Annotated in this window: 17 protein-coding genes; 11 read left to right on the top strand and 6 right to left on the bottom strand. The window is 60.9% G+C overall.

The window, feature by feature from the left end; all coding sequences use genetic code 11:
- Positions 1–35 precede the first annotated feature (35 nt).
- The 3 genes from HMPREF3171_RS01945 to groL all read left to right on the top strand — a co-directional run bounded on the left by HMPREF3171_RS01945 (position 36) and on the right by groL (position 2,552).
- Positions 36–488, top strand: coding sequence for a hypothetical protein (locus HMPREF3171_RS01945; protein ID WP_070422769.1), 453 nt, complete (start codon positions 36–38; stop codon positions 486–488).
- A gap of 143 nt (positions 489–631) precedes the next feature.
- A complete protein-coding gene (gene groES / locus HMPREF3171_RS01940) occupies positions 632–931 on the top strand; it encodes a co-chaperone GroES (protein WP_070450554.1) in 300 nt (99 codons plus the stop codon).
- Positions 932–941: 10 nt separating this feature from the next.
- On the top strand, positions 942–2,552 hold the full coding sequence (gene groL / locus HMPREF3171_RS01935) for a chaperonin GroEL (protein WP_070422771.1): 1,611 nt from the start codon (positions 942–944) through the stop codon (positions 2,550–2,552).
- 80 nt (positions 2,553–2,632) lie between these two features.
- On the opposite strand, the gene HMPREF3171_RS01930 is transcribed toward groL, so the two are convergent.
- Positions 2,633–2,941: a WhiB family transcriptional regulator gene (locus tag HMPREF3171_RS01930; RefSeq protein ID WP_070422772.1), complete on the bottom strand. Its 309-nt coding sequence runs from the start codon at positions 2,939–2,941 to the stop codon at positions 2,633–2,635.
- A 234-nt stretch (positions 2,942–3,175) separates the two neighbouring features.
- Between HMPREF3171_RS01930 and HMPREF3171_RS01925 the strand changes: the two genes are divergently transcribed.
- Together HMPREF3171_RS01925 and HMPREF3171_RS01920 are read left to right on the top strand one after the other, a co-directional pair.
- Positions 3,176–3,775, top strand: a complete 600-nt coding sequence (locus HMPREF3171_RS01925; RefSeq protein WP_224213064.1) for a sigma-70 family RNA polymerase sigma factor — start codon at positions 3,176–3,178, stop codon at positions 3,773–3,775.
- Positions 3,765–4,661 carry a hypothetical protein gene (locus tag HMPREF3171_RS01920; RefSeq protein WP_070482464.1) on the top strand — a complete coding sequence of 299 codons (897 nt, stop codon included), beginning with the start codon at positions 3,765–3,767 and terminating at the stop codon, positions 4,659–4,661. The genes HMPREF3171_RS01925 and HMPREF3171_RS01920 overlap by 11 nt, the downstream gene beginning before the upstream one ends.
- On the opposite strand, the gene HMPREF3171_RS01915 is transcribed toward HMPREF3171_RS01920, so the two are convergent.
- Positions 4,662–5,033, bottom strand: coding sequence for a DUF5319 domain-containing protein (locus HMPREF3171_RS01915; RefSeq protein WP_070422774.1), 372 nt, complete (start codon positions 5,031–5,033; stop codon positions 4,662–4,664). It abuts the gene before it with no gap.
- Positions 5,034–5,157: 124 nt separating this feature from the next.
- On the opposite strand from HMPREF3171_RS01915, the gene guaB reads away from it, so the two are divergent.
- The 3 genes from guaB to HMPREF3171_RS01900 are packed head-to-tail and all read left to right on the top strand — an operon-like array spanning position 5,158 to position 9,158.
- Positions 5,158–6,681 carry an IMP dehydrogenase gene (guaB, locus tag HMPREF3171_RS12180; RefSeq protein WP_070422775.1) on the top strand — a complete coding sequence of 508 codons (1,524 nt, stop codon included), beginning with the start codon at positions 5,158–5,160 and terminating at the stop codon, positions 6,679–6,681.
- A gap of 15 nt (positions 6,682–6,696) precedes the next feature.
- On the top strand, positions 6,697–7,851 hold the full coding sequence (locus HMPREF3171_RS12175; RefSeq protein ID WP_070482462.1) for a GuaB3 family IMP dehydrogenase-related protein: 1,155 nt from the start codon (positions 6,697–6,699) through the stop codon (positions 7,849–7,851).
- A gap of 20 nt (positions 7,852–7,871) precedes the next feature.
- Positions 7,872–9,158 carry a PAS domain-containing protein gene (locus HMPREF3171_RS01900; RefSeq protein ID WP_070422777.1) on the top strand — a complete coding sequence of 429 codons (1,287 nt, stop codon included), beginning with the start codon at positions 7,872–7,874 and terminating at the stop codon, positions 9,156–9,158.
- Here HMPREF3171_RS01900 and HMPREF3171_RS01895 read toward each other — a convergent pair.
- Positions 9,155–10,042 (bottom strand): EamA family transporter, encoded by an 888-nt coding sequence (locus tag HMPREF3171_RS01895; RefSeq protein WP_070482460.1) that lies wholly within the window; start codon positions 10,040–10,042, stop codon positions 9,155–9,157. The genes HMPREF3171_RS01900 and HMPREF3171_RS01895 overlap by 4 nt on opposite strands.
- Positions 10,043–10,119: 77 nt before the next feature.
- Between HMPREF3171_RS01895 and guaA the strand changes: the two genes are divergently transcribed.
- The gene (guaA, locus tag HMPREF3171_RS01890) at positions 10,120–11,670 is read left to right on the top strand and encodes a glutamine-hydrolyzing GMP synthase (RefSeq protein ID WP_441294361.1); all 1,551 of its coding nucleotides are present in this window, start codon (positions 10,120–10,122) and stop codon (positions 11,668–11,670) included.
- A gap of 1 nt (position 11,671) precedes the next feature.
- Here guaA and HMPREF3171_RS01885 read toward each other — a convergent pair whose 3' ends face one another.
- Positions 11,672–12,736: a PspC domain-containing protein gene (locus HMPREF3171_RS01885; protein ID WP_070482458.1), complete on the bottom strand. Its 1,065-nt coding sequence runs from the start codon at positions 12,734–12,736 to the stop codon at positions 11,672–11,674.
- A gap of 113 nt (positions 12,737–12,849) precedes the next feature.
- On the opposite strand from HMPREF3171_RS01885, the gene HMPREF3171_RS01880 reads away from it, so the two are divergent.
- Complete coding sequence (locus HMPREF3171_RS01880) at positions 12,850–13,977, top strand: ATP-binding protein (RefSeq protein ID WP_070482456.1); 1,128 nt, start codon at positions 12,850–12,852, stop codon at positions 13,975–13,977.
- Positions 13,974–14,609, top strand: coding sequence for a LuxR C-terminal-related transcriptional regulator (locus HMPREF3171_RS01875; RefSeq protein WP_070422782.1), 636 nt, complete (start codon positions 13,974–13,976; stop codon positions 14,607–14,609). The genes HMPREF3171_RS01880 and HMPREF3171_RS01875 overlap by 4 nt, the downstream gene beginning before the upstream one ends.
- Positions 14,610–14,629: 20 nt before the next feature.
- On the opposite strand, the gene HMPREF3171_RS01870 is transcribed toward HMPREF3171_RS01875, so the two are convergent.
- Both HMPREF3171_RS01870 and HMPREF3171_RS11550 read right to left on the bottom strand, forming a co-directional pair.
- Positions 14,630–14,842: a hypothetical protein gene (locus tag HMPREF3171_RS01870; protein WP_224213060.1), complete on the bottom strand. Its 213-nt coding sequence runs from the start codon at positions 14,840–14,842 to the stop codon at positions 14,630–14,632.
- A gap of 30 nt (positions 14,843–14,872) precedes the next feature.
- Positions 14,873–15,472 (bottom strand): hypothetical protein, encoded by a 600-nt coding sequence (locus tag HMPREF3171_RS11550; RefSeq protein WP_224213059.1) that lies wholly within the window; start codon positions 15,470–15,472, stop codon positions 14,873–14,875.
- Positions 15,473–15,505: the final 33 nt, after the last annotated feature.

The following is a 15,505-nucleotide window of genomic DNA, read 5'->3' as shown; positions in this document are numbered from 1 at the left end:
GCACCTGAACTGTATCCCGTGAAAGGAAATCCTCCGTGACCACCGAGCAATTTAGCCAAGAGCAGGCCGAACGCGAACGTTTCGGGCTGCTCGTCAACCCAGATCTGACGTACCGTCGCATCGTGTTCGATGAGGACTCTGCGCGCGAGATGCTCGGTGGCGGAACCGATGGAGTTGTGGAAGTGGCGTTTGACCGCGACGGCAACCGGTTCCACGCGATTTACCGGGTTGACGCTGGAATTGTCGGAGCGGAGCCGAACCCTGTTGCGTCCCTTGCGCGTAACACTGCAGAGACGGACACCCCGGAGTTTCTTACGGATCCCACCCGGTCGATCTGCGGGCCAGTGATCTTCGCGGCGCGCGGGGGCGGCAGCATCAGCGAAGGCACGGTCGAAGAGGTTGTCAACGCGATCCGTGCGGTGGAAAACTTCCGCAACGACAATCCCGAAGAGTTCGAGCTGTGGCGTAACGCGGTGAAAAACCGCTAAACGCCACCAGTGTTGTTGGCTGGCACTCTCACGGGTAGAGTGCCAAAGCAGGTTGTGTGAAGCACAGTTGTTCACCCGCGACGACGGCTGCGCCTCGTGAGACCTGAACTCTTAAATCATTCACCAATGAAAGGTTTTTGATCATGGCAAACGTCAACATCAAGCCGCTGGAGGACAAGGTCCTCGTCCAGATCGCTGAGGCTGAAACCACCACCGCCTCCGGCCTGGTTATTCCGGATTCCGCTGCGGAAAAGCCGCAGGAAGCCGTCGTCATCGCAGTTGGCCCGGGTCGTCTCGACGACAACGGCAACCGCATCACCGTGGACGTGAAGGAAGGCGACACGGTTATCTTCTCCAAGTACGGCGGCACCGAGCTGAAGTACGGCGGCGAGGAGTTCCTCCTGCTGTCCGCTCGTGACCTGCTGGCCGTCGTCGAGAAGTAAGTAAAACGCTATGGCAAAACTCATCGCATTTGATCAGGAAGCTCGCGAGGGCATCCAGCGCGGCGTGAACACGCTCGCCGACGCGGTGAAGGTCACCCTCGGTCCCCGTGGCCGCAACGTTGTGCTTGCAAAGTCCTGGGGCGGCCCGACCGTCACCAACGACGGCGTGACCATCGCCCGCGACATTGACCTTGAGGATCCGTTTGAGAACCTCGGTGCGCAGCTGGTGAAGTCCGTCGCAGTCAAGACCAACGACATTGCAGGTGACGGCACCACCACCGCAACGCTGCTCGCCCAGGCGCTCGTCGCCGAAGGGCTGCGCAACGTGGCTGCTGGTGCGAACCCGATCGAGCTGAATAAGGGCATCAAGGCGGCAGCCGACAAGGTCGTCGAGGAGCTCAAGGCTCGCGCGACCGACGTGAAGTCGTCTGCTGAGATCGCCAACGTGGCCACCGTGTCCTCTCGCGACCCTGAGGTTGGTGAGATGGTCGCAGGTGCCATGGAGAAGGTGGGCAAGGACGGTGTGCTTACCGTCGAGGAGTCTCAGTCCATCGATTCCTACGTGGATCTGACTGAGGGTATTTCCTTTGACAAGGGCTTCCTCTCCCCGTACTTCATGACCGATCCGGATGCCGGCCAGGCCGTGCTTGAGGACGCCCGCGTGCTGCTCGTACGCGGCAAGATCTCCTCTCTGCCGGATTTCCTCCCGCTGCTTGAGCAGGTTGCATCGGAGTCGGTGCCGCTGTTCGTCGTGGCCGAGGACATCGAAGGCGAGGCGCTGCAGGCGCTCGTTGTCAACGCGATCCGCAAGGTGATCAAGGTCGTTGCTGTGAAGTCGCCGTACTTCGGCGAGCGCCGCAAGGCGTTCATGGATGACCTTGCTGTTGTCACCGACGCGACCGTCATCGACCCAGAGGTTGGCATCAACCTCAAGGACGCCACCCTGGACCACCTTGGCTCCGCACGCCGCGTAACCACGACGAAGGACGACACGGTCATCGTCGACGGTGCCGGCACGGCAGAGGCTGTCGAGGAGCGCCGCGAGCAGATCCGCCGCGAGATCGAAACCACGGATTCCACCTGGGACAAGGAAAAGGCCGAGGAGCGCTTGGCCAAGCTTTCCGGTGGTGTCGCGGTGCTGCGCGTCGGTGCAGCGACCGAGACCGAACAGAACGAGCGCAAGCTCCGCGTCGAGGACGCCATCAACGCTGCCCGCGCGGCAGCAGAGGAAGGCATCATCGCCGGCGGCGGCTCCGCACTGGTGCAGATTGCCAAGCAGCTTGAGGAGTTTGCTGAAGGCTTCGAAGGCGAGCAGAAGACCGGTGTGCTGGCAGTGGCACGTGCACTGTCCAAGCCGGCATTCTGGATCGCTGACAACGCGGGCCTCGACGGCGCTGTCGTCGTGTCCAAGGTTGCCGAGATGAACAACGGCGAGGGCTTCAACGCCGCCACGCTCGAGTACGGCAACCTCATCGACCAGGGCATCATCGACCCGGTGAAGGTGACCCACAACGCTGTGGTCAACGCCGCATCCGTGGCTCGCATGGTGCTGACCACGGAGGTATCCGTGGTGACCAAGCCGGCCGAAGAAGGCGAGGAAGGTCACGCACACGCCCACTAGGGTGTCGTCGATACGCTAAAACAGTGCCCCACTTCGGTAGGGCACTGTTTTTCTTTTGGCGTGATTCTTCGGTCGTGCGCTTACTTGACGGCGGCGACGTACTTCACGCTGCCAAGGCCGCGGCGCAGGGCAGTGGAGCGCTCAGATTCACTCATGCCGCCCCAGATGCCATAGGGCTCGGCCACGCGCAGGGCATGCTCGCGGCACTGGGTAAGCACCGGGCAGTTGAAGCAAATAGCCTTCGCTCGATTCTCACGCTGCGTGCGGGCGCGGCCCCGCTCACCCTCGGGGTGGTAGAAGATTTCCGAGGCTTCGCCTCGGCAGGCGCCGTGAAGCTGCCAATCCCAAAAGTCTGCATTGGGGCCGGGGAGTTGCTGTGGCAACGTCATGGTGTGAGATCTCCTTTGCCGTGGAAAACGTGATGTACACAACCAGCAGTGCAGTGTTCCGGCGGTGGGTGAACAAAGGGTTGCCGCGCGGTTACGGCACGGGCGTTTCTCGGAGGCTCTTGTGAATAAAAGCGCAATTCGCAGGGAAAATGGCAAGAGTTAAAGGTTGGTGAATTCTTGGATACGCGTCGGTAACTCATATGGCGGGGGAATGAGTGTTTATAGTGTTTGCTTGTGATTGGCAATACCGGCGCGACAGCGGGTGACGAGGAAGATGAACTTGTCACCCTCGTTCCACGTGCCGCCGAAGGGGATGCGCGTGCTCTCCAGCGTGTGATTGCCATCGTCCATCCACGGGTGCTGCGCTACGCCAGGGCGCGCATTGGAGGCGGGCGCATGCCGACTGCGGAGGACGTCGCTCAGGAGATCTGCTTGGCGGTAGCGACGTCCATTGACCGCTACGTGGATACCGGGCGGCCGTTCATGGCGTTTGTGTACGGCATTGCGTTTAACAAGGTCGCCGATGCGCACCGCAGCCTGGTGCGTGACAAGACAACGCCTACTGAAGATGTCCCTGACCAGGAGGTTGTTGCGTTCACGCCGGAGGATGCAGCCGTTGTTGCAGACGGAAGTAACGAAGTTCGCGCATTACTCGATTCATTAAGTGATAAGGCTCGCGACATTGTGATTCTGAGAGTGTTTGTGGGCCTCTCGGCGGAAGAAACGGCAGAGGTAGTGGGCAGTACTCCAGGTGCGGTGCGTGTCGCGCAGCATAGGGCGCTGTCCAAGTTGCGTGAGCAGTTGGAAGGAGACCATTCAGGCCATGACGCGTGATTTTGGTGGCGGCGACTTTGGAGAAGAGTACGTTCGCGACGATGCGTTTCTTGATGCGCTTTCGAGTGGTGTAGACCCCAGTGACGGCAGTGACCCACTGGCTGCGGCGCTGCTTGGACTAAAGCAGGACGTCGATCGCCCGATGCCAGCGGCTCCTACGGTGATCCCGGTTGCAGCCCCGGTTGCGCCGGTTGCATCGCTTGACGACGCCCGCGCGCGCCGCCGGATCGCCAACCCATGGGTCGCAGGTGTGGTCGGTGCTGCAGCTGCGTCTGTGGCTATCGTCGGCACTGGCGCTGCGGTGTATGGCACGCAGAGCTCGGCGAACGAAACCACGATGGTGGAGTTGGCAACCACGCTCGACGAGCTGGAGGCAGCGAACCAAAGCGGGGATATGGAGGCCGCCCGAAGCCTGCTTGAGCAGGCTAGGGGGCTTATGGCAGGTATCAAGATGCGTGAGGCGCGCAACGGTGAAGACGTAGTGCAGCCAGCGCCACGCACGGTTACTGAAACCACGACTGTGGTGGAGGTCCATGAAGTTGAAGTTCCGCCGAGCGTGCAGCAGCCTGCGCCGGCGCCGGAGCAGAACCCTGTGCCTGCTCCGGAAAATGCGCAGCCGACGGCTGGGGCACCGGCGCCGGGGTCGGATGCCGTGGCGCCTTCGAACGGGAGCTTGCCGCCGCGCCAGCCGCAGGAGCAACCGCGACCGACGGTGGTGGAGCCGTCCGATTCGCGCGAGCAAACTCCGATCCCAGGAGATCAGCCGCCAGCACGGCCGACGGTCCGCGATAATGTCCCGTCGAACCCAGTCGATTCTGCATCGCGGTACGCAGCAACGCCCGCGCCGGTAGTGCCGGGCGGGGCGGGCTCGTCGGAAAATTTCTAGCTAGCGTGCCTCGAGACCATCGAGGTAGCCCATCGCGTAATCCCACGGAACGTACGCAGTGACGTTCGGTTGCGCGCTGGGCTCATGCACCGGGGGAAGTTCCCCGTTGAGGGTGGCGATCATGTTTTGCTCCATGATCTCCCAGTCGTAGTAGTGCATTTGGTCGCAGTCCTCGCACAGGAAATGGATGCCCAAAATTCCGCGCGGCTTTAGCATGCGTTGTGCGTCGCGTACGTGTGCAAGGTCCTGGATGACGGCGACGCGCTCCTCAGGGGAGAGGGGCTCCACGATCTCATCGTCTTCGATGAACGACGCCGGATCGTTTGGGTCGTCCGCGAACGGGTCCAGCGGCATCATGTCGTCGTAATTCACGGTGCCCAGCCTATTAAGTGGCCGCTTGCTAGGCCAATCAGGGCGTCATCCCCGCATAGCCCCAGAGCTTGCGCGGCGTTATATCATTGCTGAAAACAATCGCGCGGGAGAGGAGAACATGTCGATGTCTGAGGCACGAGTATGGACGGGTGGCGACGATCCGAACAAGGTGGCGCTGAGGGGGCTGACGTTTGATGACGTGCTGCTGCTTCCGGCGGAGTCCCACATTGTTCCATCTGAGGTGAGCACCGAAGCCCAGTTCACCCGCAATATCCGTCTCGGCATGCCGATTATTTCGGCGGCGATGGACACAGTGACCGAATCCCGTATGGCGATCGCGATGGCGCGCCAGGGCGGTATCGGTGTGCTGCACCGTAACTTGAGCGCTCAGGACCAGGCGGAGCACGTCGATGTGGTCAAGCGCTCGGAATCCGGCATGGTGACTAACCCTGTTACCGCCACCCCCGATATGACCATCGCCGACGTCGATGCACTGTGCGCCCGTTTCCGCATCTCGGGCCTTCCTGTAGTTGACGGTTCTGACCGTCTTGTTGGCATCATCACCAACCGCGACATGCGCTTCGAGCCGGATGCTCAGCGCAAGGTTGCAGAGGTCATGACCCCGATGCCGCTGGTTGTAGCGCAGGAGGGTGTGGACAAGAAGGAAGCGCTCGATCTGCTATCCGCCAACAAGGTGGAGAAACTTCCGATTGTGACCTCCGAAGGCAAGCTTGCCGGTCTGATCACGGTGAAGGACTTTGTCAAGAGCGAGCAGTACCCGAACGCCTCGAAGGATGAGAACGGCCGTCTACTTGTCGCTGCTGGCGTCGGTACCGGTGAGGACGCATTTGAGCGCGCTGGTCTGCTCGTTGAGGCGGGCGTAGACGCGCTCGTTGTCGACTCCGCGCACGCACACAACAACCGTGTACTTGAGATGGTCTCTCGTGTGAAGAAGGAATTCGGCGACCGCGTCGACGTTGTCGGTGGCAACTTGGCTACCCGTAGCGCTGCGAAGGCCATGATCGACGCTGGCGCAGACGCCATCAAGGTCGGTATCGGTCCGGGCTCTATCTGCACCACCCGCGTGGTTGCAGGTGTTGGTGCACCGCAGATTACCTCCATCCTCGAGGCGGCCGTGCCGGCGAAGGCTGCAGGTGTGCCGATCATTGCCGACGGTGGCATGCAGTTCTCTGGCGACGTGGCTAAGGCATTGGCTGCCGGCGCATCCACCGTCATGCTCGGCTCCATGTTGGCGGGCACGGCGGAAGCGCCAGGCGACATTGTTGTTGTCGGCGGCAAGCAGTACAAGCGTTACCGCGGCATGGGCTCCATGGGTGCAATGCAGGGCCGTGGACTGACTGGTGAGAAGCGTTCCTTCTCCAAGGACCGTTACTTCCAGGCGGATGTGGCAAGCGAGGACAAGCTCGTGCCGGAAGGCATTGAGGGGCGCGTGCCGTTCCGCGGTGACCTGGATTCCATCACCCACCAGATCGTTGGCGGTCTGCGCGCCGCGATGGGCTACACAGGCGCATCCACTATCGAGGAGCTGCAGACCAAGCAGTTCGTCCAGATCACCACCGCGGGCCTGCGTGAGTCCCACCCGCACGACATCACGCAGACCGTCGAGGCACCGAACTACCGCCAGTAGGAGAACCAGCACAACATGCGTGACTACGTGGAAATCGGCATTGGGCGCGAAGCCCGCAAGGCTTACGGCTTGAGTGATTTGTCGATCGTTCCGAAACGACGCACCCGCTCCTCGCAGGATGTGGACACCTCCTGGCATATTGATGCCTACACGTTCGATATCCCGCTTGCGTCCCATCCGACGGACGCGTTGGCAAGCCCTGAGTTTGTTATCGAGATGGGCAAGCAGGGTGGCCTCGGTGTGATTGACGCGGAAGGCCTGTGGGGCCGACACGCTGATCTGGAGGCTGCGGTGAAGAAGGTGGTGGAATCATGCGAGGACCCCTTTAACGTCGATACGGCCGAGAAGTACCAGGAGTTTGTCGAGGCAGGTGAGCGTGCCGTGCGCACCTTGCAGGAGTTGCACGCCGCAGAACTTGATCACGACTTGCTTTCGGAACGTATCGCCCAGGTGCGTGACTCTGGCGTGACTGTTGCGGTGCGCGTGAGCCCGCAGAACGTGCGCGAATTGGCGCCTGTAGTTATCGCCGCAGGTGCAGAAATCCTCTTCATTCAGGGGTCGATCGTGTCTGCAGAGCACGTGCAAAAAGGTGGGGAACCGTTGAACTTGAAAGAGTTCGTCGGTTCGCTCGACGTGCCGGTCATTGCCGGTGGTGTGTATGACTACACGACCGCGACCCACCTGATGCGCGCTGGCGTTGCTGGTGTCATTGTCGGTTCGGGCGATGCCGACACGGTGGTGAATGTCCCGATGGCTACCGCTATCGCAGATGTCGCGGCAGCACGTCGGGATTACCTCGATGAGACTGGTGGACGTTATGTCCACATTCTTGCGGATACCACTATTTGGGGGGCAGGCGAGATTGCTGCAGCCATCGCTTGTGGTGCAGATGCTGTCATGCTTGGCAACCCATTGACGAAGGCAACTGAGGCTGCTGCCGGTGGCGTGTATTGGGAAGCTCAGACAGCTCACCCACGTTTTCCGCGAGGTAGCGTGCGGAAGGAACCTGACTTCACTTCTTCGGCGCCACTGGAGGTCGTGCTCTTCGGTCCATCGAGCGATCCGTGGGGTGCGATGAATCTCATTGGTGGACTGAAAAGAATTATGGCGAAATGTGGCTATACTGGGATCAAAGCTTTCCAGAAAGCCGATTTGGCAATCCGTAACTAAGAACTGGATGAAATCGACCTATGTCTAGCCGTGTAACGATTCTTCGCGACGCCCCTGAGGGCCCATTCCACGAAGTTGATGTGAACGACATCTTCTTTTCGGTGACTGACGCCAAAGGTGTGATGACGCATGTGAACGATGTGTTCATCAAGTACGCGCAGTACTCCGCCGAAGAGATGATCGGTAAGCCGCACAACCTCATCCGTCATGAGGAGATGCCTGGTGCGGCGTTCAAACTCATGTGGGACACCATCGAGGAGGGCCGTCCTTTCGCCGCGTATGTGCGTAATAAGGCGAAGAGCGGCTCCGCGTACGACGTGTTTGCCACTGTTACGCCGCTGCCAAACGGCGGTTACCTCTCGGTGCGTACCCGTCCGATGACGGAGAACTTCGAAGCAGCCGCTGGTATTTACCAAGAAGCAAACATCGTTGAGCACGAGGCGAAGGCCAACGGTGTTGGCCGCCGCGAGCGTGCAGTGATGGGCGCGGAGAAGGTTACGGAGCTGCTGCCGGACTACGACGCATTCCTGCGCGAAGTCCTTCCTGCTGAGGTCCAGGCACGTGAGGATGCAGGCTTTACGCTTCCGGAAGGCTCCGGTGACATCTACGAGGCTGCCGTGACGCTCTACCGTGAACTCGACGAGTTCATGACGGTGCAGACCGCCATTAAGGACGCTGCTGAGGAGCTGCGCAAGGCCAGTGCGACGCTGGTCGAGGAAAACGCAGTGACCAACAACGTGAAGGCCGAGATGGAAAACGTGGTCACCGAGGGTGCATCGCGTACGCTGCTGCTCGCACCGCTGCAGGTGTGGGCGACGATGCGTGGCATTATCGACGAGAACGCGAGGACCCTCGAGGAGACCGCTCAGGAGCTCTACGCCAAGACGTCCAACGCACGTATGGCTATTGCTCTGGCTCGTCTGCACACCGCACAGACCGCACAGTTCTCCACGGAGGCTAACGTGCAGGAGTCGATGCAGCTTCTCGTCGACGCACTCGAGGCTGACGTCAAGCACATGGATGACGCCGTGTTCTTGCACTCGTCGTTCCGTCGCCGCGTGGAGCTGAAGGTTAACTCCATCACGGAGCTGACCAAGATTCCGCTCGAGATGATTCGTCGTTGGTCTGAGAACACCAACGACATGGGCGAAGAGGTCGCACCGCTGGTGGAGCAGGTGAACAAGGCAATGGCTGCTGCTGATGCCTCGATTAACCAGCTGCACCGCTCAGCTGAGCGCCTCGCACAGGCACCTTCGACGGAGAAGGTGCGCGAGGCTCTGGACAGCCTCAGCGCTGCGGTCCGTTAAACCTGACGTCGGAGTCGCTTGCCGGCGAGTGTCTGGTTGACGGAAGCACCGATAACCAAGGCAATCGCCGCAAGCTTCAGCGGGGAGGGGCCCTGGCTGAGCACAAGCCATCCGACGAGTGCTGCAAATGCAGGCTCGAACGAGATGAGGATGGAAAATACCTGGGGGCGGAGTCGTCGCATAGCAATCAGTTCCAGTGATGTTGGGAGCAGCGACGCCAAGATTGCGGTACCAATTGCGAGGAGCAGCAGATTGGTATCGGAAACGATAACGAGTGCGCCTTCGAAACCGAAGGGCAACGTCACCAAACCACCAACTGCAAGGGCAACCGCGAGCCCACCTTGGCCGGCGATGAGGCGGCCAGTGCGCTTGTTGGCAAGGATGTACACCGCCCAGGCAGCGCCTGCGATCAGGATGTAGAACACGCCGAGGCGGTCGAGCGGCTCACCGGAGAGCGAATCAACGCCAAGCAGCGCCATACCTGTAAGCGCAAGCCCGACGGAGATGCCGTCGCGTACCGAACGGGACAACACCGCGGCGAGCAGCAGCGGGCCGAGGAATTGGATGGTTACCGCGGATGCGAGTGGCACAGTTGCAATACCGGCGTAGTAGAAGCCGTTCATGCAGCCTAGCGACACTCCGAGCACGATCGCTGCACCCCATTGTTCGGGAGTCCAGCGCCAAAACGCTGGCCGTGAGATTGCAAGCAGGATGACGGAGGCGATGAGTAGTCGGAATGAACTCGTCGCCCAGGTTCCGGCATGGGGGAAAAGCTGCGTGGCAAGAGCTGCGCCAAGCTGCAGAAACAGGCAGGACCCAAGGATGCACAACACGGCGGTGCGGTCGGCATTGGGTTCAACCGGGGAGGGGGCACGCAATGTCATGCAGATCATTCTGGGGCGAAACGTCGAAGAATGGACAATATATTCGGATTTATATGCCATCAGCTAGTATTTGGGCCGTGACTACCGCTCAGAAACGCCCTGTTCTTGTCGTTGATTTTGGTGCGCAATACGCGCAGTTGATCGCCCGCCGTGTGCGCGAGGCGCATGTGTTCTCGGAGGTTGTGCCGTCGACTATTACGGCTGCGGAGGTTCGTGAGAAGAACCCGCAGGCGTTGGTGCTCTCCGGTGGGCCGTCGTCGGTGTACGCGGAGGGTGCCCCGCAGCTCGATCCGGAGATCTTTGAGCTGGGGCTGCCGATCTTTGGTATTTGCTATGGCTTCCAGGTGATGACGCAGGCGCTTGGTGGCAAGGTCGAGGAGACCGGTGCCCGCGAGTACGGCCGCACGGCGATGGCTGTCAAGGGTGGCGTGCTGCACGCTGGCCTGGATGAGCACCCGGTGTGGATGTCCCACGGCGATTCTGTGACGCAGGCGCCGGAGGGCTTTGAGGTCACTGCCTCGACCCCGGGTGCGCCGGTTGCTGCGTTTGAGAACGTCGAGCGCAAGTTTGCCGGTGTGCAGTACCACCCGGAGGTGATGCACTCGCCGCACGGCCAGGAGGTGCTGACTCGCTTCCTCACGGAGATTGCTGGTCTGGAGCAGAACTGGACGGCATCGAATATTGCGCAGCAGCTTATCGACGATGTCCGTAACCAAGTCGGCGACGGCTACGCCATCTGCGGCCTGTCTGGTGGCGTGGATTCCGCCGTGGCGGCAGCGCTTGTACAGCGTGCCATCGGTGACCGTTTGACCTGTGTGTTCGTGGATCACGGTCTGCTACGTCAGGGTGAGCGCGAGCAGGTGGAGAAGGACTTCGTCGCCGCGACCGGCGCGAAGCTGGTCACTGTGGATGAGCGCAAGGCCTTCCTGGACAAGCTTGCCGGCGTGACCGAGCCGGAGGCCAAGCGTAAGGCGATCGGTGCGGAGTTCATCCGTTCCTTCGAGCGCGCCGTGGCTGATGTGCTGTCGGATCACAAGGTGGACTACCTGGTGCAGGGCACCTTGTACCCGGACGTGGTGGAGTCCGGCGGCGGCACCGGTACTGCGAACATCAAGAGCCACCACAACGTGGGCGGCCTGCCGGACGACGTGGAGTTCGAACTCGTCGAGCCACTGCGTCTGCTGTTTAAGGACGAGGTGCGCGCGGTTGGCCGCGAGCTTGGCCTGCCTGAGGTGATTGTGAACCGCCAGCCGTTCCCGGGTCCGGGCCTGGGTATCCGCATCATCGGTGAGGTCACCGAGGAGCGCCTGGAAACCCTGCGCGCTGCTGATGCGATTGCTCGTGAGGAGCTGACCAAGGCTGGCCTGGATGACCAGATCTGGCAGTGCCCGGTCGTGCTGTTGGCCGATGTGCGTTCGGTTGGTGTGCAGGGCGATGGCCGCACTTACGGCCACCCGATCGTGCTTCGCCCGGTGGCTTCCGAGGACGCGATGACCGCGGACTGGGTGCGCATCCCGTACGAGACGCTTGAGGTGATCTCTACCCGCATCACCAACGAGGTGGCCGACGTCAACCGCGTGGTGCTGGACGTGACATCCAAGCCGCCGGCCACCATCGAGTGGGAGTAAGTCAGTTTCCTTCGCCCGCGTCCTCGCGGGCGTAGTACGCGGACACGGATCCGACGCGCTGCGACACGTTAATCGTCAGTAGTGCGCTGTCTGTGTCCGCGTTTTGCCGTTCTTCGGGGCATGCGGCTTCGCCGATGTTGACCTTGCAGTTGACGTCGACGGGGATGTGATTGGGAAGCTTGAGGTCGATCTTGCCGACGCCGTTGCTGATGTTGATTGTCTTCGGCTCGCTCAGTGGCTCGAGCTTGGTAAGGTCGATCCGAGCTTCGCCGATGTTGTGTTTAAATTCCGGTATAGCCTCCGCGGAGTAGGCGGAGACATTTGCAACGCCGTAGTTGCCGATTGAGCCGATGCGAAGTTGGCTAACCACGGACATTGTCCAGAATGTTGCCGTTGTCAGCACCAGCGTAACGGGGATCCACAGCCAGTAGCGCTTCTTTGGTTGCGCACGCTCCGGAGCTGGCTCGACTGGGTCCGGCAGGTGCCACAGCCCAGGTGCCGCGCCGAGTGGGTCCCATGCCGGTGGTTTCTGCCCGGGGTGTTCGTAGCCCTCCGGCACGGTCAGGTGGGAGGTGTCTACGACAGGGCCTTTGCTCGTCTGCGACTCCAAGCCCACCACGAGTCCCTCCGGTGCCTCCGGCTGGCGCTGGTAGGCAAGGTACCAGCCGAGCGCGAAGAGCGCGAAGGTAACCAAAACACCGCGCAGGTCGCTGGCAACAGCAACGGACGGGAAGAAGATGACAAGACCGAGAAGCAGCAGCCAGCCGGTGTCGCGCTCTTTCTGCTCTACCTTGGTCAGCTGCTCTTTCGGGGTGGCGATCGAAGTTGCTGGGGTGCGGGTCAGCCCGAAGCGGGGCATGTTGATCCAGCACAACAGGTAAAGGAACAGGCCACCGCCGAAGGCGATTGACAATACGACGAACAGGACGCGGATGAGCGTTGGGTCGATTTGGTAGCGGGCGCCGATGCCTTCGCAGACACCACCGACGACGGCCTTGCCGCCCTGGTCTTGTGGGATGCGGGGCGGGCGGGTCTCCCACATGCGCTTGAGTGTGTTGGTTTCCATGGCTTCTATTGTTGCGAGGCAACGCCAAGCGCGGTATCGGGAACGACCCTGATTTTTCATCTCAGGGTTTACCCCGATGTGCCTGAGGGGGTTGCCGTGCAACGATAGGGGACATGTCTGCGTTGTATCCCCGGTTGACCCGTGATCGTTCCCGCCGCGTCATTGCTGGCGTGGCGTCCGGGGCGGCTGACCTGCTCGGGGTGGACGTGAAATGGGTGCGTCTGTTTTTGGTTGCGGCGAGCTTCGCCGGTGGCTTCGGCGTGCTGCTGTACGCAGGTCTGTGGGTGTTTACCCCGGTTGCTGAAGGTGCCGCGCCGCGGCAGCGCCCGAGTGCGCTCGACATCTTCCTGGTGCTTGCAGGTTTCGCTGGTGCGTTGACGTCGCTGCAGATTTCCTCCGGCGCGGGTTCCACGGTGGTGTTCATCATCGGCGTGCTCATCGTCGGTGCGGTCATTGCGTTGCAGGCGTACGACCGCGGTACGGATTCGTGGGGCAACATCGCCGCGTTGACTTTAGGCGCGCTGCTGATCATGAGCGGGGTGCTCGCTGTGGCATTGCTTGGGGAGAGCGCCGGGGTTGCAGGCGTGGTTGTTTCCGTGCTGGTGACGGTGTTGGGTGTGGGGGTGCTTGTGGTGCCGCTGATTGCCAAGCTGACCAACTCGCTTGTCGCGGAGCGTGAGGCGAAGGCGGTGGCGGATCAGCGCGCGGAGATCGCCTCGCGCCTGCACGATTCGGTGCTGCAGACTCTGGCGCTGATCCAGCGCCAGGCGGATGATCCGGACGAGGTGGTGCGCCTTGCCCGTGGTCAGGAGCGCGAACTTCGGGCATGGCTTTTCGACGACACCGTGTCCAACCACACCACCACCTTCGCCGCGTTGCAGAAAGCTGCGGGCGAGGTGGAGGACGCCTATGGGGTCGTGATTCAACCGGTCACGGTGGGCGAGGACATTCCTTTCGATGAGCGCACCGAAGCAGTCGTGCTTGCCGCCCGAGAAGCGATGGTCAACGCCGCAAAGCATGCGGGGGTGGACACGATCGACGTCTACGCGGAGCACCTCGCGGGCAGGCTCGAAGTGTTTGTGCGCGATCGGGGTGCCGGCTTCGACCCGGATGCGGTGCCGGCGGACCGGCACGGGCTGCGCGATTCCATCGTGGGCCGGGTTGAGCGGGTTGGGGGAGAGGTTAACGTGGTGTCGTCGATAGGCAATGGCTCCGAGATCGAACTAGCGTTAGACCTATGACGCGCGTGTTTTTAGTAGACGACCACTCGGTGTTTCGGGCCGGAGTGAAGGCCGAACTGGCTGCCGCAGGCGACGGTCAGCTGGACATCGTTGGGGAGGCGGGCACGGTTGCGGAGGCGGTGCGCGGGATCGAAAAGGAGCGCCCGGATGTGGTGTTGCTGGACGTGCACATGCCCGACGGCGGCGGGTTGGCTGTGCTCAAGCGCGCGCCGGGACCTTCGTATTTGGCGCTGAGCGTCTCCGACGCTGCTGAGGATGTTATTGCGCTGATCCGTGCCGGGGCGCGCGGGTACGTGACCAAGAACATCGCAGGTGAGGAGCTTGCGGAGGCGATTGAACGGGTGCGTGGCGGGGACGCGTACTTCTCGCCGCGGCTTGCCGGGTTTGTGCTCGACGCGTTTGCGTCCGGGCCGGTCGTGGAGGAGGACGACCCGGCAGTCGATTCGCTCACTCGGCGCGAATTGGAGGTGTTGCGGCTGCTTGCGCGTGGTTACACCTACAAGGAGATCGCCGAGCGGCTGTTCATTTCGGTGAAGACGGTGGAGACGCACGCCTCCAACATCCTGCGCAAGACGCAGACGTCGAACCGCCACCAGTTAACCCGGTGGGCGGTTGCGCGCGACTTAGGGTAGCGCTCCAGGAAATTTGGCAATCAACTAATTGTGGCTGCCTTTTCTTCATCCGGCCACACCGTCACTGCTTTGTATGTGTAGTAGACACACGCTACGAAGACAACAATATTTCCAAAGATGAGCCACTGCGGTGCATCGTTCGGCAGAACTATCTGGAGAACAGCACTCACTAAACAAAGCATGGCAATGTTCGTACTCAACGCAATGATCAGCATTCTGCGTCCAAGGCTCATTTCGTTCCTTACTGTTCGTGGTACTTATATTTATCCGCACTGATCAGCAGCGGTTACGATAGAACCAGATGCGGTTGCCATGGTAGCTGCAGCCATCATAGGGCCAATAGGACCTGTGAGCGGCGCAGTGGCGACTCCGACTGCAGATGCTGTAGTCCCTCCGATCCCTACGAGGATGGCCCCCACACACCCAGCAGTAGACCGAGGTTGAATGAGGGCGGCATCGACTAACTCTGGATCAACGTTCGTTGAATACTTTGCAGTGATCTGGTCACCTTCAACCGAGTATTCGATGTTTACTTTCTCTCCAGTAGTGAGAGTCTTTGAAGTGGGCAGAGCTTCTTCTTCGCCCTTCGGGCTTTCTACAAATACTGTGTCCGCTTCTTTGCGAACGTTACCGTTTACTACTTCAGCGGAATATCCGCTCTCATCAGCGTCATTGATTACGAGAAGCGCTTGTCGCTCCTCTTGTGCCTTAGCAATCCTTTCCTCAAGGACATCATTTCCCGCCCCGGTGCTAGTTGGCTGCTGAACCTCGTTCTGAGAAATCTCTGCGGACGTAGCGACTGGCATTGGTACGAGCACAGAAGCTAGAGCGATAGAAGTAGCAAGCTTAGTTCCAAACTTCAAGGAAAAACCTCTTTCTGAATTCTCGAAAACGAA

It is taken from the genome of Corynebacterium sp. HMSC08F01 (assembly GCF_001807545.1).
GTDB classification, from domain to species: Bacteria; Actinomycetota; Actinomycetes; order Mycobacteriales; family Mycobacteriaceae; genus Corynebacterium; species Corynebacterium coyleae.
The sequence above is the reverse complement of the archived record's forward strand: the minus strand, read 5'-3'. Positions and strand labels throughout refer to the sequence as shown.

What these genes read in the sequence shown, in the direction of transcription:
- groL (WP_070422771.1), top strand. Translation starts at nt 942, where the DNA reads ATGGCAAAACTCATCGCATTTGATCAGGAAGCTCGCGAGGGCATCCAG.
- HMPREF3171_RS01895 (WP_070482460.1), bottom strand. Translation starts at nt 10,042, where the DNA reads ATGACATTGCGTGCCCCCTCCCCGGTTGAACCCAATGCCGACCGCACC.
- HMPREF3171_RS01885 (WP_070482458.1), bottom strand. Translation starts at nt 12,736, where the DNA reads ATGGAAACCAACACACTCAAGCGCATGTGGGAGACCCGCCCGCCCCGC.
- HMPREF3171_RS01870 (WP_224213060.1), bottom strand. Translation starts at nt 14,842, where the DNA reads ATGAGCCTTGGACGCAGAATGCTGATCATTGCGTTGAGTACGAACATT.
- HMPREF3171_RS01930 (WP_070422772.1), bottom strand. Translation starts at nt 2,941, where the DNA reads ATGACGTTGCCACAGCAACTCCCCGGCCCCAATGCAGACTTTTGGGAT.
- HMPREF3171_RS01920 (WP_070482464.1), top strand. Translation starts at nt 3,765, where the DNA reads ATGACGCGTGATTTTGGTGGCGGCGACTTTGGAGAAGAGTACGTTCGC.
- HMPREF3171_RS01900 (WP_070422777.1), top strand. Translation starts at nt 7,872, where the DNA reads ATGTCTAGCCGTGTAACGATTCTTCGCGACGCCCCTGAGGGCCCATTC.
- groES (WP_070450554.1), top strand. Translation starts at nt 632, where the DNA reads ATGGCAAACGTCAACATCAAGCCGCTGGAGGACAAGGTCCTCGTCCAG.
- HMPREF3171_RS12175 (WP_070482462.1), top strand. Translation starts at nt 6,697, where the DNA reads ATGCGTGACTACGTGGAAATCGGCATTGGGCGCGAAGCCCGCAAGGCT.
- guaB (WP_070422775.1), top strand. Translation starts at nt 5,158, where the DNA reads ATGTCTGAGGCACGAGTATGGACGGGTGGCGACGATCCGAACAAGGTG.
- HMPREF3171_RS01880 (WP_070482456.1), top strand. Translation starts at nt 12,850, where the DNA reads ATGTCTGCGTTGTATCCCCGGTTGACCCGTGATCGTTCCCGCCGCGTC.
- HMPREF3171_RS01875 (WP_070422782.1), top strand. Translation starts at nt 13,974, where the DNA reads ATGACGCGCGTGTTTTTAGTAGACGACCACTCGGTGTTTCGGGCCGGA.